Origin of the sequence: Coxiella-like endosymbiont (assembly GCF_002871095.1) — a bacterium.
In the GTDB taxonomy this organism is placed as follows: domain Bacteria; phylum Pseudomonadota; class Gammaproteobacteria; order Coxiellales; family Coxiellaceae; genus Coxiella.
Genome location: NZ_NSHJ01000066.1, coordinates 1 through 17,843, shown reverse-complemented (window position 1 = coordinate 17,843; position 17,843 = coordinate 1). Strand labels below are relative to the sequence as shown.

The following is a 17,843-nucleotide window of genomic DNA, read 5'->3' as shown; positions in this document are numbered from 1 at the left end:
TTACTCTCTAATATTTATTGCTTTATCTGTTTTTTGTGTGTCACGTTACGCATTTTTGAATAATACTAAATAACTTGATCGTAATGAATTCGTTAAAGATCATATAAAACACGAATAGTTTTTAAATTTTTTATTGTTTTTTTTTGAAGGGGAGAACAGGTTCATAAGTTTCTTTTTTCATCTCCCTTTGTTTATCTCCTTAGTTAAACTGGACTTAACTTCTGTTTTTAAAACTCCGGCAATTATTTGCATTGATAATCAATTCCTCTTTAAAAAAACAACCCTCTGCTAAAATCTCTTCTTCTATGTCACGAACTGCATGATCAATAATAAAATAAAAACTCAATGAATTAAGGTAATAACAGGTATTTTTTTAGAATAAAGATTTTCTTTTTAAAGATATGATGGTTTAACTTCGCATCACATCGTTGAAATTGAATTTTTATGTGCTTCTTATCGGAGTCGGACAGCTGTTTGAGAGTTCTTCCTGAAATAAATTTGTTGAAGTTCAGCTAGTTTTTAGCTGCAAGCAGAGTAAAATTTATTTTCTGAACAGAAAGAGTGTCAAACTAAATTGACTACAAAGATAAGTTGTCTATCTGGTAAAATGCTATATTTACCCTAAAAATTAGGTTCTATTGTTATCTATATCTAATCACAGCTAATTTGATGAATTAGAAATGAAAACACAATACATTTACCCATAATACTTCAACACCCGATGCTTTTCGCGTTCCCATTCCCGACGTTTAATCGTTTCTCGTTTATCATGGGTTTTTTTACCTTTAGCTAGAGCGATTTCCACCTTAACATGATGTTTATGCCAATGAAGATTCAAAGGTACAACTGTAAATCCATCTTTTTGAATTGCACCAAATAGTTTACTAATTTCTCGCTTATTTAAAAGTAATTTACGAAATCGTTGAGGATCGGGTTTTATGTAGTTAGCCACATTAGGAAGAGGAGAGAGGTAAGCTCCGATTAACCAAGCTTCTCCAGCTTTAAAAATAACATAAGTATCTCGTAACTGAACCCGTCCAAACCGAATACTTTTGACTTCCCAACCCTCCAGAACTAATCCTGCTTTTAATCGCTGCTTATCAATATGATAATCATAAAAGACTTTCTTATTTAAAGCAATAATACGTGGCGCAGATTTTTTTGTGATTTGCTTTGTCATGAGGTTGATTATATTATCGAAATGCTATGCCTAATATCAATAAAAGTAAATTAATCTCCTATAGGCAAATAGAAATGTACACTCTGATAAACGATATTGAATCCTACCCTAGGTTTGTTCCCTTTTGTAGGGATAGTCAAATCAATGAATTGTATAGACGATGAAATACAAACAACGTTGTCACCTTCTTCAAAAGGTGGACTCAATATAAAATCGTTTACTACTTTAAATCGTCTACAACCATTACAAAATGGTGAAAATACCTTTTATGAACGGACCTTTTCGATAACTTAAAGGTTTTTGGCAGTTTGAAGTTGTGGAGGAAGGGGGGATTTGTCGAGTGTGGTTAAATTTAGAATTTAAATTTTCTTCACGCTGGCTTGCCTTGAAATTTGGTCTATGATTCAACCAAATTGCCACGATACTAGTTGATGCCTTTTGTAAACGTGCTGATATAATTTATAGAAAAAATTTATGATGCAGATTAAAGTTTGTTACGCCACACAAAAAAAACAACTAGAGATTTCTCTGGAAGTTGAAGAAAACTGTACTGTAATGATAGCAATCAAGCGCTCGGGTATTTTGCAGGAATTTCCTGAAATTAATTTGGCCCAAGTTTGCGTGGGAATTTATAGTAAACGTACCAGACTGGATAGCAATGTGCGAAATGGTGACCGAATTGAAATCTATCGTTCTCTTTTTATTGATCCAAAACAAGCGCGTTTATTACGCGTTCAGGGTTTATCATCTAAGATTAGTAAGATTAAGAATTAGTAAGATGCAAATAATTTAAGGATTGGATAGCTTCAGTTGCTCAATAGGTTTGTTTTTATCTGTCCAAAAATTAGTGACGTAATTATTGTGTAAATAAATAATTAAATGAGTTGATTGCATTCGTAGATGGCTTGGTTGGAAAGTATAAATATACACCATTTGGTTATCAGCAAAAATATTGACGAGCACTGGATCACCAAACATTGCCCGAACCTGATCTTTTGTCATTCCTGTATTTAAGTTACTTAGATCTTTATCCGTAATAATGTTTCCCTGTTGCAGGGTTGGATGATAAACACAACCTTCTACTTCTAATGTCGTAATTAAACAAACCAAGAGAATTAATGTTACACCCCACATGGAAAGCTCCTTATTGTTTCATGTTTCTAAGATTAGATGTAATTATAACGTATCTTATTCTTAAATATATATTTTAATATTACATTTTTAATATACAGCTGTCGCTTCCAGCACACTCTATGTTTAAATAATAGAAGAATTAGTCCTATTTTGGACTTATATTTACTTTAGCAATTTTATAAGCACTGATAGCACACTAATCTTAGTGAAATATCCAAAGTTTAATCCCTAAAAATTCAGTATGTGTAAAGATTACTATGTTAAAATCACTTTAAAATATCAGAGGATCTTAGGTTGGAAAATCGAGAATTACGTAAGGCTGGGCTTAAAGTAACACTCCCGCGTCTTAAAATACTAAAAATTTTAGAAAACGCTGATCCTCATCACATGAGTGCTGAAAATGTTTATCGTAAATTAGTAGATATAGGTGAAGATGTGGGACTTGCTACGGTATATCGGGTACTCACGCAATTTGAAGCAGCTGGATTAGTAAAACGAAATAACTTTGAAGGTGGGCATTCTGTTTTTGAAATGAACCAAGGAAGGCATCACGATCATTTGGTTTGCATCAATTGTGGTAAAGTGGAAGAATTCATCGATAAAATTATTGAAATCCGTCAAGAAGTAATTGCTAAAAAATCCAAATTTAAAATGACCGACCATAATTTGACAATTTACGGTATTTGTCAGCTTTGCGAAGAAAATTCCTTTATGGATACCTAAATAATCATTTGAATTCTTTAAGAGGTTTTTTGGGCTTTAAAGCTGTTGATGATCCTTAAAACAACATTTTTTTATCATAATTTTGTTTACCTAAAAATGGTGATGGGCCTTCAGCAGCTATTATGGGATCAATTAAGTAATGCATAACACTTCATTTTTAGGGAGATTAATTTATTAAACAATCAACTTACTATTTTGAGCGTTTTAGCGTTGACACTTGTTCCTGTGTTAGCTTTATTAAAAATGAATGTGGGTAGGGTGGGGATCTTTTTTCTGCTTTTGGGGTTGTAATAACTGGAAGAGCCAAGCTCATTTGGATAATACTTTCTATTGGGTTACTGTTTGTCAAGAAAAGAGTTACTGTCCATATAATGATACTGAGATGAAAAAGAATTCTTTCTCTTCCCAAAAACGAAATTTTTTGCTTTATTCAAAGCGAATAACGAAACATCCACAGATTATTGCTAGCTGTTGGATATTTTTGGTAATTTAGGTTTTTAAAATTTTAGCAGATTTTTAAGATTTTAGTTGGTTTTAAGTAATTTTTTATATTTAGATTTAATATGGATATTTAGATATGGATATTTAGATCTAAATATTTAGATTTAAATTTAATATAGATTTTTTAATTTTTACAATCCCGAATGTGTGATTCTTTAAGACTTAGACTTTTGAATTTTTCTATATAGCGATAAATAATGATAAAAAATGATAAAAGATTTTTATATTAATTAATTCTTCAAAATCAACATGAAGTTCTTAAGTAAGGTCCTTATACAAAAGATTATCAAAATTAAATAGTTTTAGATTTCAGCACTTAAATTAAGTTGTTCATAATATAAATTAAGTTGTTCATAATAATAATTTAATTCTATTTTAGGTTTTTGTAAATAAATACCGATAGTATTTCAGACTTTTCTGATAGCGATCATTTGAAAATCTTAGCTTTTAATTTCGTTTATACAATTAATAGCTTTCTATACAAAGATTGAAGCAAATATTGCTTCATTTATTGCTTCATTCAGAATCGTGAGATCCATAGCTTGAGTTCATTTTTTAATGAAATAATTTTTGCGTTTTGAAATTTTTGATACCACTGATTTAGAATGTTCCATTTGTTTTGTTGTAATATAGTGTATTCTAATTATTCATATTGATAATGCAATCAAGAAAATAACACAATAAAGAAAACTCGTAGTTATTATTTTTTACTTGTATGTTAAGTTGATTTAATTCTGTAAGGATTAATTATTACTGATCACAGTGTATTCATTAATCGTTTCAAGTAAATATCAATCCTTTCCAAAAATTGTTAAATCATTGTAGATCAATATCGGACTGTAATAAATTTTGATACACTTTAATAAATTTTGATACTAATAATTTTGATACTAATATTAATTATGAATCTTTAAAATAAAAGAAGTAAATTTAAAAGAAGTAAATTTCTGTAAAAGGAGTAAATTTCCGCATTAATTACTATGTACAGAAGTGGAGGAGAGGTAAAATGCTTCAAGTGTAATGTGTGATTATCCTAAATAAATCACTCGTGTAACTCTAGGCCCTATACATTTTACTATCGAGTTACTATCAGAAAAATTATGTATTTTAAAGCAGGTTGTTAGAGATTCTGAGTTATAAGTAAGATTTATAAAAATATATTATTAATTTTTTATGTAGAGGCACGGATTTATAGGAGGGGGAGCAATATTTGCTTCTAATAAACAGGCCTCTAAAAAAGTTATCAAATCTAACAGCATCTACAATAATAAATTTCCCTGCGCTTGTTTTACTGGTTCATATGAAGATTAAACTTTTTTTCAAAGCCAATGGTAAGCGATTCAAGGATCGTGAAATTTTTATTAAAAATATAAATATTACGTTAACATACTTACAGCTTTGAGGTGCGTCTTTCCCAGTCCAATTTACAACGTAATGTGTCGTAATAATTGTAATCAGTCGGATGAATGAGGTGTAATAAGTGTTTATATTTATGAATGTAGATTTTCCCACCTACTGCTAATGCTATGCGCTGTTGTCCGTCGTTACTTATAAATGGTGATATCTTATTATGGGAAGAAATATTGATTTTTATTTGACTATGCGCTTGGACAACTATAGGACGGCTACTTAAGGTGTGTGGAAACATGGGTACTAAAGCGATGGCATCTAATTGTGGATGTAAAATCGGTCCACCACCAGACAATGCATAAGCGGTCGAGCCTGTAGGCGTAGTGACAATTAATCCATCGGCACGTTGACTGCAAACGAAGTCGTCGTTAATTGAAATATCAAATTCAATCATTTTTGCGACATCCCCTGGGAGCAGTACTACATCATTAAGTGCAATACCTTGAGTAATGATCTTACCTTTGTATTCTGCTGTCATTTCTAAAAGAAATCGGGTTTCTTCTATATAATCCCCTTCTAAAATAGCATTTGTTTTTAGGAGCTCGTGGGGAGTAATATCTGTGAGAAAGCCAAGACGTCCTCGATTAATTCCTAGCACAGGAATATTTTGAGGAACAGCAATATGTGCGGCATTGAGTAAACTTCCATCCCCTCCTACTACAATTAGTAAATCTGCTTTTTCTTTCAATTGACTGCCTGACAGAAGGGTTAAATTATGGTCGTTCATCATATTTGCGGCGTGTTCTTCAAGAAGCACGGTCCGATTTAAAGATACAAGATATTTTTTTAAGGCCTGCAGGGTTTCGGAAGCCCCATCTATTCCTTTACGTCCCATTAAAACGATCCGATGGAATGGTGGTTTTTGCATAAGAATTGAGGATAGCTTTTTTAAAATGAGAAAGCTACAAATTATGTTTTTACAGCTAAAGAGCCTTAAGTATTTTACAGCCTCTCATATTTTATTTAGTATTTAATCTCATTAACTGACCGAGGAGATCCAAATGAGCGAAAATAAGAAGAATGAATCTGGTTTTGAATTTCAAAATACATGCGAAAAAGTATTAGAAAAAGAGCAAGAAAAAATAAAATTAGAAGAACATGTTCCTCAAGAGATAGAGGCGCATCGAGAAGAGCTTGAATTTCCCACCCGTGAACAGTTAGAGAGTCACCTTAGTAGTTTAGAGCGAAAATTAGATGAATATAAAAATCAATATATTCGCTCCCAGGCTGAAATGGATAATTTACGTAAACGGGTGGAACGGGATATTGCAAACACTATAAAATATGCTGGAGAACGATTGATTACAGATCTTTTACCTGTTGTTGACAGTTTAATTCACGGTCTTGAAAGTCGCGAATCGAGTGATCCGCATGTCCAAAGTTTGCGGGAAGGGATAAGTTTAACATTGGATTTATTATACAAAACGTTTGAAAAGCACGGTGTTGAGATTATTGATCCTAAGCCTGGGGATCTCTTTAATCCTGCTTTTCATGAAGCCATGGCCATTCAAAAAGTGCCGAATACCGAACCTGATCTAATTGCTCAGGTGATGCAAAAAGGCTATCAGCTTAATGGGCGGGTATTACGAGCTGCACGAGTGCTTGTGGCAGCCTAAATTTAAGGTTATCTTAACATTTATTAAGATTAAAGATTTATTAAGATTAAAGATTGAAATAGTTTATAAAAATTGGCTTTCCTTTCGGAGGATGACGTTAGAACTAGAGAAAATAGAATATCTTTTATATCGCACAATGCCGTAATTTAATATTAGTTCTTCTGGTGTTCGTGATTTTGTAGTTCAAAAGGTAGAATTTGTCTTGGGGGGAAGATACCTATTGGCTTGGTGTATAAATAGTGTAGAAAAGTATTCGAAATTATTGGATAATTTGTTTACAGATTAATTTAGACTTTTTAATTAATTTTTTAATTTCAATGTGATTTCGTTCTAGATTAATCGAAAAACAACTCTGAAGCAAAAAAATCATAACCCTCAAGGTCAAGTTATTTATTTGATTCAATACAAACTTAGTTAAATATAAACTTAATTTAATTATTTTATTTTTTTAAGATATAGACTGAATAGATTTTATAATTTTATAAAATAAAATATAATTATTAAATATATAATATACTTAATTAAATATATAATATACTTAATATAATATATATTATTAGATTTATTATATATTATTTAGATTTATTAAGTAAATTTAGTTTAAGATTATTCGGGTTTATTCTTGCTTATGTAAGGGTAACGATCATTCGCGATCAACACTCTGAAGTTTTTAAATAAATGAGATACTGATCAGTACTTTGAAAAATCAATTATCTATCTAATTTGAAGATTGAATTTGAAGATTGAAGAATTTTAGTAGTGTTTTAGAAAGCACTCTGTGTCTGCAAGATCTCCGTAAATCATAACTACTTACTTGAGGTAGCAAATTAGGTAATAGAGGTATTCTACCACCATTAGGTGATAGAGGTATTCTTCAGTGTTAACGAACTCTTGATAAGAGTTCTAAAGTCACTTTACTTTTAAACTTTACTGTTAAAGAAAATGTTCTTTATTTTTTTGTCTTAGAGAAATAGAACATTAGCGTTTAACCGTGTCGAAGAATCATATTTCTTAGCCTAAATCGACTTTCAAAGATTAACTCTAATTTTATCCCTTGAAATCCTAAACCCTGTCCCCACTTAGAGAATAAGGCATCCTAAATTTCTATTTTTGAGAGGAAAAAGAATGGCTGAAACTATTGGTATTGATTTGGGCACCACTAATTCCTGCGTTGCAGTGATGGAAGGTGGAAAAGTACGAGTAATTGAAAATGCTGAAGGTTCGCGCACCACACCATCAATTGTGGCATATACAAAAGACGCTGAAATCTTAGTAGGTGCCTCTGCAAAGCGGCAAGCTGTCACGAACCCTAATAGAACTTTCTTTGCAATCAAGCGCTTAATTGGGCGACGTTTTGATGATAATGTTGTCCAAAAAGATATTAAGATGGTACCTTATAAAATTACTAAGGCAGATAACGGAGATGCTTGGGTAGAAGTAACTACTAAAGATGGTCGTCCTGAAAAGTTGGCGCCACCACAAATTTCCGCTCAAGTCTTAATGAAAATGAAAAAAACGGTAGAAGATTATTTAGGCCATCCCTTAACGGATGCAGTAATCACAGTACCAGCTTACTTTAATGATTCCCAACGTCAAGCGACTAAAGATGCAGGTAAAATTGCGGGTCTTAATGTTAAACGTATTATTAATGAACCTACCGCTGCTGCTTTGGCCTATGGAATGGATAAGAAAAAAGGTGATCGTAAGATTGCTGTTTATGACTTAGGCGGTGGAACGTTTGATATTTCAATTATTGAAATTGCTGATGTGGATGGTGAACACCAATTTGAAGTCCTGGCCACGAATGGTGATACCTTCTTAGGAGGTGAAGACTTTGATTTACGGTTAATTGATTATTTAGCTAATGAATTTAAAAAAGATGTGGGGGTAGATTTACATAACGATCCCCTGGCATTACAACGGTTAAAAGAAGCGGCTGAAAAAGCGAAAATTGAGCTTTCGTCTAGCCAACAAACGGATATCAACTTACCTTATATTACAGCAGATGCTTCCGGTCCTAAGCATTTGAATATTCGTCTCACTCGTGCAAAGTTAGAATCCTTAGTAGAAGGATTAATAGAAAGAACTATCGAACCTTGTAAAATAGCAATTAAAGATGCAGGACTTAAAGTTTCCGAAATTGACGATGTAATTTTGGTGGGTGGTCAAACTCGAATGCCAAAGGTTCAAGAAGCAGTTAAAGAATTTTTTGGGAAAGAGGCCCGAAAAGACGTTAATCCGGACGAAGCTGTGGCTATTGGTGCGGCTATTCAAGGTGCTGTATTGTCCGGCGAAGTAAAAGATGTTTTGTTACTTGATGTCACGCCACTCTCTCTAGGAATTGAAACTTTAGGGGGCGTTATGACCAAATTAATTGATAAAAATACCACAATCCCAACGAAGGCTAATCAAATATTTTCAACGGCTGAAAATAATCAAACTGCTGTTACAGTTCATGTTTTACAAGGAGAGCGCGAGATGGCTTCAGCGAATAAATCGCTTGGACGTTTTGACTTAACAGATATTCCACCAGCACCGCGTGGTGTACCACAAATTGAAGTTACTTTTGATATTGATGCTAACGGTATTCTTCATGTTTCGGCGAAAGATAAAGCAACGGGCAAAGAACAATCAATCGTGATTAAAGCTTCGAGTGGCTTATCTGATGAGGAAGTGGAAAAAATGGTCAAAGACGCGGAAGCACATCGAGAAGCAGATCGTAAATTTCATAAATTAGTAGATGCACGCAATCAAGCTGATGCAATGATTCATACTGTTGAAAAATCTATGAGAGATTTAGGAGCAGCAGAAGTTACGGCTAATGAAAAAGATACCATTGAAAAAGCGATTAAAGAACTCAAAGAAGCCATGAGAGGGAATAATAAGGATGCAATTGAAGCGAAAACGAGGGTATTAAGCGAACACTCTTCTAAATTAGCAGAACGTGTCTATTCTTCTAAAAATCAGAAGAAAAATCCTGGTGTTTCTTCAGGCGCTGAAACAGATCCTAGAGACACTCAAATGGAAACTGACAAGACTGACAAGAAGGAAGATGTCGTGGATGCTGAGTTCGAAGAAGTTAAAGACGAAAAATAATAATAGCGAATAAAAATTTATCATTATTCTGGTGTAAATCCTTACTTTGGGCAGCTTCATACCAAACAACTATTATGTTTAAGTATAAACATGGATAACAATCGTTTGAAATAATCTATTAAAATAAAATAATACAAAGATTCCATGGCATCAAAACGCGATTATTATGAACTCCTGGGTGTTACTCGCACGGCAACTGAAGCTGAAATTAAAAAAGCTTTCCGTCGTCTTGCAATGAAATATCATCCTGATCGAAATCCGCTAGATAAAGAAGCAGAAATAAAGTTTAAAGAAGCACGAGAAGCTTACGAAGTACTTTCTGATTCCCGTAAAAGAACTGCTTATGACCAGTTTGGTCATTCTGGTGTAAAGCAACCTTTTGGAGGGGGATCGGGAAGTTTTGGTTTTGGTGATCTCGGAGATATCTTTGGTGATATTTTTGGAGATATCTTTGGAGCGGGACGATCTAAACCTCGAGAACAAAGAGGAGCTGATCTAGGTTATGATCTTATTCTTTCGTTAGAAGAAGTAGTTCATGGAATTACTCAAACAATTAAAGTAACAACTTGGGTGATCTGCGGAACTTGTAATGGGAGTGGTGCTAAGAAAGGCACAAGACCAGTTACTTGTCAGCGCTGTACTGGAAGCGGGCAAATGCGTATACAACATGGTTTTTTGCAAGTACAGCAAACCTGCTCTGGATGCCGTGGCACGGGACAAATTATTAAAGACTCTTGCTCGGAGTGTCAGGGTCAAGGTCGTTGCCAAGAAACTAAAACCTTATCCGTTAAAATTCCTCCTGGAATTGATACCGGAGATCGTATTCGTCTCGCTGGTGAGGGAGAAGCAGGTCTTTTTGGAGCGCCGCCGGGAGATCTTTATGTGCAAATTCAAGTAAAACCTCACCCTATTTTCCAGAGGGGGGGTAATGATCTTTATTCAGAGGCACCTATTGATTTTGTTACAGCTGCCTTAGGAGGAGAAGTTGAAATCCCTACTTTAGATGGGTCTGTACGTTTAGCGATTCCTCCGGAAACACAAAGTGGAAAACAATTTCGTTTACGAGGGAAAGGAGTGAAGGCATTGAAAAGTGGTACAGTAGGAGATTTAATTTGTCATGTTACAGTTGAAACTCCAATAAAGTTAAATACAGAACAGAAAGAATCCTTAAAATATTTTGCTAAATTATTAGCAAAAGATGATAAAAATCATAGTCCGCGTAGACGAAGTTGGTTTGATAGTGTGAAACAGTTTTTTTCCGTCAAATAAAAACGATACGTCTATAGCCTCCTTAACTTTTAAAAAGTTTTATCATCCTTTGGCTAGGTTTGAGAGGACAAACCTTTTAATTGCCTTCCCATTCACCCCAGAATCGCTTATCCTTGGACAAGTTTTTTTCAGACTTAAAAAAAAGAGGTTCTTCTGACACGATGAGCGATTTAAATCCGCTTAACGGGCGAAAACCAGCAATTTTATCATTAGCCGACGGTAGCTTATTTTTTGGATACTCTATTGGAGTAGAAGGTCAAACTGTTGGGGAAGTTATTTTCAATACGACCCTGACAAGCTACCAGGAAATTTTGACAGATCCTTCTTATTCAGAACAAATTATTACTCTGACTTACCCTCACATTGGCAATGTAGGAGTTAATGCTGACGATCAAGAATCACATCGAATTTGGGCTGCTGGATTAATTATTCGTGAATTATCTCCTATAGTTAGTAATTGGCGTGCAGAGCAATCTCTTGAGAATTATTTAAAATCTGAGGGAATTGTTGCTATTGCAGGAATTGATACTCGGCGATTGGTACGGCTGATTCGTGAACAAGGTACATTGAATGGATGTATTATAGTGGGTGAAGACGTAAATGCTGATCGAGCCCTTGCATGTGCCCGTGCTTATCCTGGCTTAAAAGGTAAAGATTTAGCCCAAAAAGCTTCAACCAGAAGGATGCAAAGTTGGGTTGAAAGAAGTTTAGCTCTCGAAAACAGCCCAAAAATTACACAGAAAAATAATTATCATGTTTTTGTGTACGATTATGGTTTGAAAAGGCAGATTTTACGTTTATTGGTAGATCATGGTTGTTTAGTAACTGTAGTTCCTGCTCAAACATCTATAAAAGAGGTTTTAAATTTAAATCCTAGTGGAATCGTATTGTCAAATGGTCCTGGTGATCCAACGGCTTGTGATTATGCCATTGCTGCGATTCAAGAAATTTTAGAAAACAGTATTCCTTTATTAGGAATTTGCTTTGGTTTTCAGCTCTTGGCTTTAGCTTGCGGTGGTCAAACAGAAAAAATGAAATTTGGGCATCATGGTGCCAATCATTCTATTCAAAATAGTACAACTGGACGAGTTTATATCACTAGCCAAAATCACAGTTTTACGGTGAATGAAAAAAATTTACCTGATAGTTTAGTTGTAACTCACCGTTCTTTATTTGATGGGACCTTGCAAGGGATTGCACATAAAACAAAACCAGCAATTGCTTTTCAAGGTCATCCGGAAGCAAGTCCCGGGCCTCAAGATATGCGGGGGATATTTAAAGAGTTTGTTCAGTTGATCAGTGAGCGTGGACAATAAAATAATATGCCAAAACGAACAGATATAAAAAGCGTATTAATTATCGGTGCAGGACCTATTATCATTGGGCAAGGCTGTGAATTTGATTATTCTGGAACGCAAGCTTGTCGAGCTCTTCGGGAAGAAGGTTATCGCGTAATTTTAGTTAATTCGAATCCCGCTACTATAATGACTGATCCAGATGTAGCAGATGCTACATATATTGAGCCTATTAATTGGGAAACAATTGCTAAAATTATTGAACAAGAAAAGCCAGATGCGCTTCTAGCAACTATTGGAGGGCAAACAGGTTTAAATTGCGCACTGGATTTAGTGCGAGAAGGTATTTTAGAAAAATATAAAGTACAGTTAATTTCTGCTTCCCGAGAAGCTATTGATAAAGCAGAAGATCGAGCTCTCTTTCAAAAAGCTATGGCTAAAATTGGTTTACAGACAACCTCTTCAGGCCTTGCCCATTCGATGGAAGAAGCTTGGGAAGTACTTAATAAATTTGGATTTCCAGCGATTATTCGACCCTGTTTTACCTTGGGTGGAAGTGGAGGTGGTATTGCTTATAACAGAGAAGAATTTTTAGAAATTTGCACCCGTGGTCTTGAATTATCTCCTACTAATGAAATATTAATTGATGAATCTATTGTTGGATGGAAAGAATTTGAATTAGAAGTTATACGCGATAAAAAAGATAATTGTATTATTGTTTGTAGTATCGAAAACCTTGATCCTGTAGGTATTCATACAGGAGATTCCATTGCTGTTGCACCAGCACAAACATTAACAGATAAAGAATATCAACGGATGCGAGATGCTGCTATTGCGATTTTACGAGAAATTGGAGTAGAGAGTGGTGGGTCTAATGTACAATTTGCAATTAATCCTAAGGATGGAAGAATGATAGTAATTGAGATGAATCCTCGCCTGTCACGTTCTTCAGCTCTTGCTTCGAAAGCCACGGGTTTTCCTATCGCAAAAGTCGCAGCAAAATTAGCTATTGGTTATTCATTAGATGAATTACAAAATGAAATTACTGGTGGTAGGGTTCCTGCATCCTTTGAACCGACAATTGATTATGTTGTGACTAAAATTCCTCGATTTAATTTCGAAAAATTTCCTCAAACGCTACCTCGTCTAACGACACAGATGAAATCAGTAGGTGAAGTGATGGCTATTGGGCGCACTTTTCAAGAGTCTTTACAAAAAGCCATTCGTGGTTTAGAAGTAGGTGTTTGTGGATTAGAACCTAAACTAGGGATTCGAGATGAAGATTCACAAATTTTCGATGAAGCGTTTTGTGAAGAGATTAGAAAAGAATTACGCTTTGCTGGACCTGAGCGGTTATGGTACCTCGCAGATGCTTTTCGAATGGGGTTTAGTGTTGAAGAAGTTTATTGGGATAGTCAAATTGATCCCTGGTTTTTGGTGCAAATAGAAGAATTAGTTCATTTAGAAAACGTAATAAAGAGTAAATCTTTAAAACAATTATCTCACGAACAATTTTTTTATTTAAAACGTAAAGGATTTTCTGATAAACGCTTAGCTCAATTATTAAAAACTACTGAAGAGCAAGTACGGCATTGTCGGCATAAATTAAAAATCCGTCCTGTTTATAAGCGAGTCGATACATGTGCCGCTGAATTTGCTACAGATACTGCTTATCTTTACTCGACCTATGAAGAAGAAAATGAGTGCTTTCAAACGAAGCGAAGTAAAATAATGGTATTGGGAAGTGGACCTAATCGAATTGGTCAAGGTATTGAATTTGATTATTGCTGTGTACATGCAGCATTAGCTATGCGTGAAATGGGTTATGAAAGTATTATGGTTAATTGTAATCCTGAAACTGTTTCGACAGATTTTGATATTTCAGATCGTCTTTATTTTGAACCGCTTACATTAGAGGATGTGTTAGAAATTGTAGCCGTTGAAAAACCAAAAGGTGTCATTGTTCAATTTGGGGGTCAAACACCTTTAAAATTAGCTAGAGCCTTAGCAAAGGCAAAAGTACCTATTTTAGGAACACAACCAGATGCTATTGATCGAGCCGAAGATCGTGAGCGATTTCAACTATTGATTCAAGAATTAAATTTACAACAGCCACCCAATGGAATTGTACGTAGCGTTGAAGAAGGATTACGTTTAGCAAAAGTATTCGCTTATCCATTAATTGTTCGGCCTTCTTATGTATTGGGTGGGCGAGCTATGAAAATTATTTATAGTGAAAAAGAATTGACTCGTTATATGACTAAAGATGTTATCGTTTCTGAAGATGAACCTTTACTTTTAGATAGGTTTTTGGATGATGCTATTGAGGTAGATATTGATGCAGTATGTGATGGTAAAAACGTTTTAATTGGAGGAATTTTAGAGCATATTGAGCAGGCTGGAGTTCATTCTGGGGATTCCTCTTGCACCTTTCCGGCTCATAATTTAAGCATAAAAATCCAAGATCAGTTGCGAGAGCAAGTCCGGCTAATAGCAAAAGAACTTAATGTAGTAGGTCTAATTAATATCCAATTTGCAATTCAGGGAGATGAAATATATGTGCTTGAAGTCAATCCTCGTGCTTCACGGACAGTCCCTTTTCTTGCAAAAGCTACAGGGGTTCCTCTTACTAAAATTGCAGCCCTTTGTATAGTTAATGTATCTTTGGAAGAACAGGCTGTGCGAGAATACATTCCTAACTATTTCTCAGTTAAAAAACCCGTTTTTCCTTTTAATAAATTTTCAGGTGTCGATCCCATTTTGGGACCGGAAATGCGTTCTACAGGAGAAGCCATGGGAATAGGAGAGAATTTTGGTCAAGCTTTTGCAAAAGGTCAATTAGGGGGTGGGGATATTATTCCCCGAGGAGGGCGTGCTTTTGTGAGTGTTCGCGATGCTGATAAAGAGCGTGTAGTGAAAGTAGCCCGTGCCTTAGTAGATTTAGGGTTTGAGATTGTTTCTACTCGAGGGACTGCTAAGGTATTACAAAATGTAGGAATTTTGTGTACTATAGTTAATAAGGTCACTGAGGGGCGTCCTCATATTCTTGATATGATTAAGAATGACCAAATTAGTTTTATTATTAATACTACGGAGGGTGAGCAATCCATTGAAGATTCAAATATTATTCGAATTAGTGCCGTTCAACACAAAGTGTGTTACACGACAACATTAGCTGGTGGAGAAGCTACTGTTTTAGCATTAAAAGCAGTGAAGAATTCATCAAATCGTCTTCAGTCTTTACAAGATCTTCATCGTCAAAGATAAGCAGATTTTCGTATAAAACACACACTTCTGTCCATCTTTTAGAAGGGCAAGAAGTCCAATAAGCGTTGCCTTTTGTTAAAGAACTTTTGTGAGAGTATTATATAACCTGTATGCTGAGAATTTGATAAATATTTGTGTTTTTTTTCTTTCGGTATTCGTTAATCGTATTCTGCTATTTATAAAAACTTAAAGTAAACTTTTGGATATATAGAGTTATTATTTTTGTTAGTTGGTGTGTGGGTTTTTGTTAAGCTACTAATTTTAAGGGATAAAGCGTAAAATGGTGGGGCGCGGGGGGTCGGTTGCTCTTGGCCCCCCTCTTATCTATACAGTAGTCTTTACAATCCGGTATCCGTAAAACTATTTGGTGAAGCGTAGATTTTAGAGAGAATAAAAGCTGCATAAGATAAGGGGTAGTATGTGTTGGTCGTTGATACCTATTAATCTTTAAAAGTACGTTAAAGATGATAAGTCTTTAAATAATTTTATTTTTTTAAATTTTATGTGTATTTACTCTTAGATTGACGCAAAAATTTATTTTTTATCGTCAATATTAATCTACTAATTATAGTATTTCTCGCAAAAGCTTATTTTTAAGTTTAAGCAATTCCTTAAGATGTCTAGATCCATACTAGTTTGTTATACTATATCCTTCTATATTTTCTTAAGGTGATAATGATGCAAACGATTGTTCCTATCACTATAAATGGGATTTCTAAATTACGCTCAGAGTTAGAATTTTTAAAAACTGTCGAACGCCCTAACATCATTTCAGCTATTACAGAAGCACGTGCTCATGGTGATTTAAAAGAAAATGCTGAATATCATGCTGCTAGGGAACGTCAATCGTTTATAGAGGGACGTATTTTAGAAATCGAGACGAAGCTAGCTAATTGCCAAATAATCGATATTTCCCATATCCCTAATAAAGGTAAAGTAATTTTTGGATCTACAGTTACTTTGTTAAATTTAAAAACTGAAATTAAAGTCACTTATCAGATTGTAGGTGTAGATGAATCTAATTTAAAAGAAAATAAAATTTCGATATCTGCGCCTTTAGCACGGGCTTTGATTGGAAAATACATTGAAGATATTGTGGAAGTAGAAACACCGAAAGGGATAACTGAATATAAAATTATTAAGGTTGAATATCTTTAAGAAAAGAATCTTTTAATTGTTCTTGCTATAAGAAAATAGATAAAATTTACATAAATGATAGTTTATATAAATAAACTCTTAATATACTTATTAGTAATAACAACTCCGTATCTTTTTAGGAAGTCTAGACTAAATTGAGATAATTAGTATCACGAAAACTCAGTTTCTAAAAGAAATTCATAGAAGTCATAGAAAAGCGAAATAAAAAATAATGATTTAGTTAATTATTTCCATTATTCTTGAAGTCATCAATATGAATGTTAAACGAGTATAAAGTAAGTTCTCTTTTTTAAAAGAGGATAAGCTTTAAAGATAAATTTAGAAGTTTATTCATACAAAATTTTCCAATTAGCGATAAATTTTATAGTAACCATAAGATTTTTTATTGAAAAATGATTATAATGTAAAAATAGCAATAGGGAGACTCAAAACACAAAGAAACCTTTGGTATTGCCGGAAAAAGAAAAAGTAGTAAGAATTTTAAAAAATAATACGCTAAGAAATACAAAAGTATAATTTCCTAGTTTCTCTGGGATAAGTTGATATAAAATTTATTGTTCAATTTTATATCTTTAGTAATTTTACTTCGATCATTTTTAAATGAGTATTTATGGGGGGAGTTTTCTTATATCAAGAGAAGAGCATCTGGTGAGTAAAATATTTTCTGTCCCAGGGGGAACAAGAGATTAAAGTAGTATCTAAATATGGAATTTAGTTATGATTTCCATTTAATGTTACATCCTTGGCTGGGTTTTTGATTAGCGTCAATGGGTTTACCCACTAGTATATTCTCCAGTGTCTTTTTAAGGTCTTCTCCCGTTACAGGAATATCTCTACCCGGGGTGGAACGGTCAAAACGACCGTGATAAATACAAACAAGATTATGGTCAAATACATAAAAATCAGGAGTGCATTCTGCCTGATAAGCTTGAGCGATTTCTTGAGTTTCGTCGTAGAGATAAGGAAAAGGATAATCAAACTCTTCAGCTACGGCTTTCATTTTCTCAAAAGAATCTTCAGGATAATTTTTGACGTCGTTAGAATTAATAGCCACAAATTGCATACCCTTATCTTGATATTTTTTTGCTATTTCAACCATTTTTTTTTGGATGTGCTGAACAAAAGGACAGTGATTACAGATAAACATAATGACTGTAGCAATATTGGATTTTAGTTGGGCTAATGACTGTTTTT

At 34.1% G+C, this 17,843-nt stretch carries 14 protein-coding genes; 9 read left to right on the top strand and 5 right to left on the bottom strand.

What is annotated here, in order from left to right:
* Positions 1–697: 697 nt before the first annotated feature.
* Positions 698–1,180, bottom strand: coding sequence for an SsrA-binding protein SmpB (gene smpB, locus CLERM_RS00680; protein ID WP_102156695.1), 483 nt, complete (start codon positions 1,178–1,180; stop codon positions 698–700).
* 26 nt (positions 1,181–1,206) lie between these two features.
* On the opposite strand from smpB, the gene CLERM_RS04185 reads away from it, so the two are divergent.
* Entirely contained in the window at positions 1,207–1,344 is a 138-nt protein-coding gene (locus CLERM_RS04185; RefSeq protein WP_369688887.1) for an SRPBCC family protein, read from the top strand.
* A 79-nt stretch (positions 1,345–1,423) separates the two neighbouring features.
* Here CLERM_RS04185 and CLERM_RS04035 read toward each other — a convergent pair whose 3' ends face one another.
* Positions 1,424–1,600: a hypothetical protein gene (locus CLERM_RS04035; protein WP_236905151.1), complete on the bottom strand. Its 177-nt coding sequence runs from the start codon at positions 1,598–1,600 to the stop codon at positions 1,424–1,426.
* 54 nt (positions 1,601–1,654) lie between these two features.
* Between CLERM_RS04035 and CLERM_RS00670 the strand changes: the two genes are divergently transcribed.
* Positions 1,655–1,954, top strand: coding sequence for an RnfH family protein (locus CLERM_RS00670; protein WP_102156694.1), 300 nt, complete (start codon positions 1,655–1,657; stop codon positions 1,952–1,954).
* 15 nt (positions 1,955–1,969) lie between these two features.
* Here CLERM_RS00670 and CLERM_RS00665 read toward each other — a convergent pair whose 3' ends face one another.
* Positions 1,970–2,314 (bottom strand): outer membrane protein assembly factor BamE, encoded by a 345-nt coding sequence (locus CLERM_RS00665; protein WP_102156693.1) that lies wholly within the window; start codon positions 2,312–2,314, stop codon positions 1,970–1,972.
* Between the two features lie 294 nt (positions 2,315–2,608).
* On the opposite strand from CLERM_RS00665, the gene fur reads away from it, so the two are divergent.
* Complete coding sequence (fur, locus tag CLERM_RS00660; RefSeq protein ID WP_102156692.1) at positions 2,609–3,037, top strand: ferric iron uptake transcriptional regulator; 429 nt, start codon at positions 2,609–2,611, stop codon at positions 3,035–3,037.
* A 1,891-nt stretch (positions 3,038–4,928) separates the two neighbouring features.
* On the opposite strand, the gene CLERM_RS00650 is transcribed toward fur, so the two are convergent.
* On the bottom strand, positions 4,929–5,816 hold the full coding sequence (locus tag CLERM_RS00650) for an NAD(+) kinase (RefSeq protein WP_102156690.1): 888 nt from the start codon (positions 5,814–5,816) through the stop codon (positions 4,929–4,931).
* Between the two features lie 133 nt (positions 5,817–5,949).
* On the opposite strand from CLERM_RS00650, the gene grpE reads away from it, so the two are divergent.
* The 6 genes from grpE (at position 5,950) to greA (ending at position 16,649) form a co-directional block, all read left to right on the top strand.
* Entirely contained in the window at positions 5,950–6,564 is a 615-nt protein-coding gene (gene grpE / locus CLERM_RS00645; RefSeq protein WP_102156689.1) for a nucleotide exchange factor GrpE, read from the top strand.
* A gap of 1,125 nt (positions 6,565–7,689) precedes the next feature.
* Positions 7,690–9,660, top strand: a complete 1,971-nt coding sequence (gene dnaK, locus CLERM_RS00640) for a molecular chaperone DnaK (RefSeq protein ID WP_102156688.1) — start codon at positions 7,690–7,692, stop codon at positions 9,658–9,660.
* A 144-nt stretch (positions 9,661–9,804) separates the two neighbouring features.
* Positions 9,805–10,929, top strand: coding sequence for a molecular chaperone DnaJ (gene dnaJ, locus CLERM_RS00635; RefSeq protein ID WP_102156687.1), 1,125 nt, complete (start codon positions 9,805–9,807; stop codon positions 10,927–10,929).
* Between the two features lie 161 nt (positions 10,930–11,090).
* A complete protein-coding gene (carA, locus tag CLERM_RS00630) occupies positions 11,091–12,245 on the top strand; it encodes a glutamine-hydrolyzing carbamoyl-phosphate synthase small subunit (protein WP_102156686.1) in 1,155 nt (384 codons plus the stop codon).
* Positions 12,246–12,251: 6 nt separating this feature from the next.
* Positions 12,252–15,491 carry a carbamoyl-phosphate synthase large subunit gene (gene carB / locus CLERM_RS00625; RefSeq protein ID WP_102156685.1) on the top strand — a complete coding sequence of 1,080 codons (3,240 nt, stop codon included), beginning with the start codon at positions 12,252–12,254 and terminating at the stop codon, positions 15,489–15,491.
* 678 nt (positions 15,492–16,169) lie between these two features.
* Positions 16,170–16,649: a transcription elongation factor GreA gene (gene greA, locus CLERM_RS00620; protein ID WP_102156684.1), complete on the top strand. Its 480-nt coding sequence runs from the start codon at positions 16,170–16,172 to the stop codon at positions 16,647–16,649.
* Positions 16,650–17,364: 715 nt separating this feature from the next.
* On the opposite strand, the gene CLERM_RS00615 is transcribed toward greA, so the two are convergent.
* A partial coding sequence (locus CLERM_RS00615) for a thioredoxin family protein (protein ID WP_102156683.1) occupies positions 17,365–17,843 on the bottom strand: 479 nt, incomplete at its 5' end.

Bases quoted from the DNA above. Each gene is read 5' to 3' on its own strand.
- CLERM_RS00665 (WP_102156693.1), bottom strand. From the start codon at position 2,314: ATGTGGGGTGTAACATTAATTCTCTTGGTTTGTTTAATTACGACATTA.
- CLERM_RS00650 (WP_102156690.1), bottom strand. From the start codon at position 5,816: ATGCAAAAACCACCATTCCATCGGATCGTTTTAATGGGACGTAAAGGA.
- CLERM_RS04185 (WP_369688887.1), top strand. From the start codon at position 1,207: ATGCCTAATATCAATAAAAGTAAATTAATCTCCTATAGGCAAATAGAA.
- smpB (WP_102156695.1), bottom strand. From the start codon at position 1,180: ATGACAAAGCAAATCACAAAAAAATCTGCGCCACGTATTATTGCTTTA.
- carA (WP_102156686.1), top strand. From the start codon at position 11,091: ATGAGCGATTTAAATCCGCTTAACGGGCGAAAACCAGCAATTTTATCA.
- CLERM_RS00670 (WP_102156694.1), top strand. From the start codon at position 1,655: ATGATGCAGATTAAAGTTTGTTACGCCACACAAAAAAAACAACTAGAG.
- greA (WP_102156684.1), top strand. From the start codon at position 16,170: ATGCAAACGATTGTTCCTATCACTATAAATGGGATTTCTAAATTACGC.
- dnaK (WP_102156688.1), top strand. From the start codon at position 7,690: ATGGCTGAAACTATTGGTATTGATTTGGGCACCACTAATTCCTGCGTT.
- dnaJ (WP_102156687.1), top strand. From the start codon at position 9,805: ATGGCATCAAAACGCGATTATTATGAACTCCTGGGTGTTACTCGCACG.
- carB (WP_102156685.1), top strand. From the start codon at position 12,252: ATGCCAAAACGAACAGATATAAAAAGCGTATTAATTATCGGTGCAGGA.
- grpE (WP_102156689.1), top strand. From the start codon at position 5,950: ATGAGCGAAAATAAGAAGAATGAATCTGGTTTTGAATTTCAAAATACA.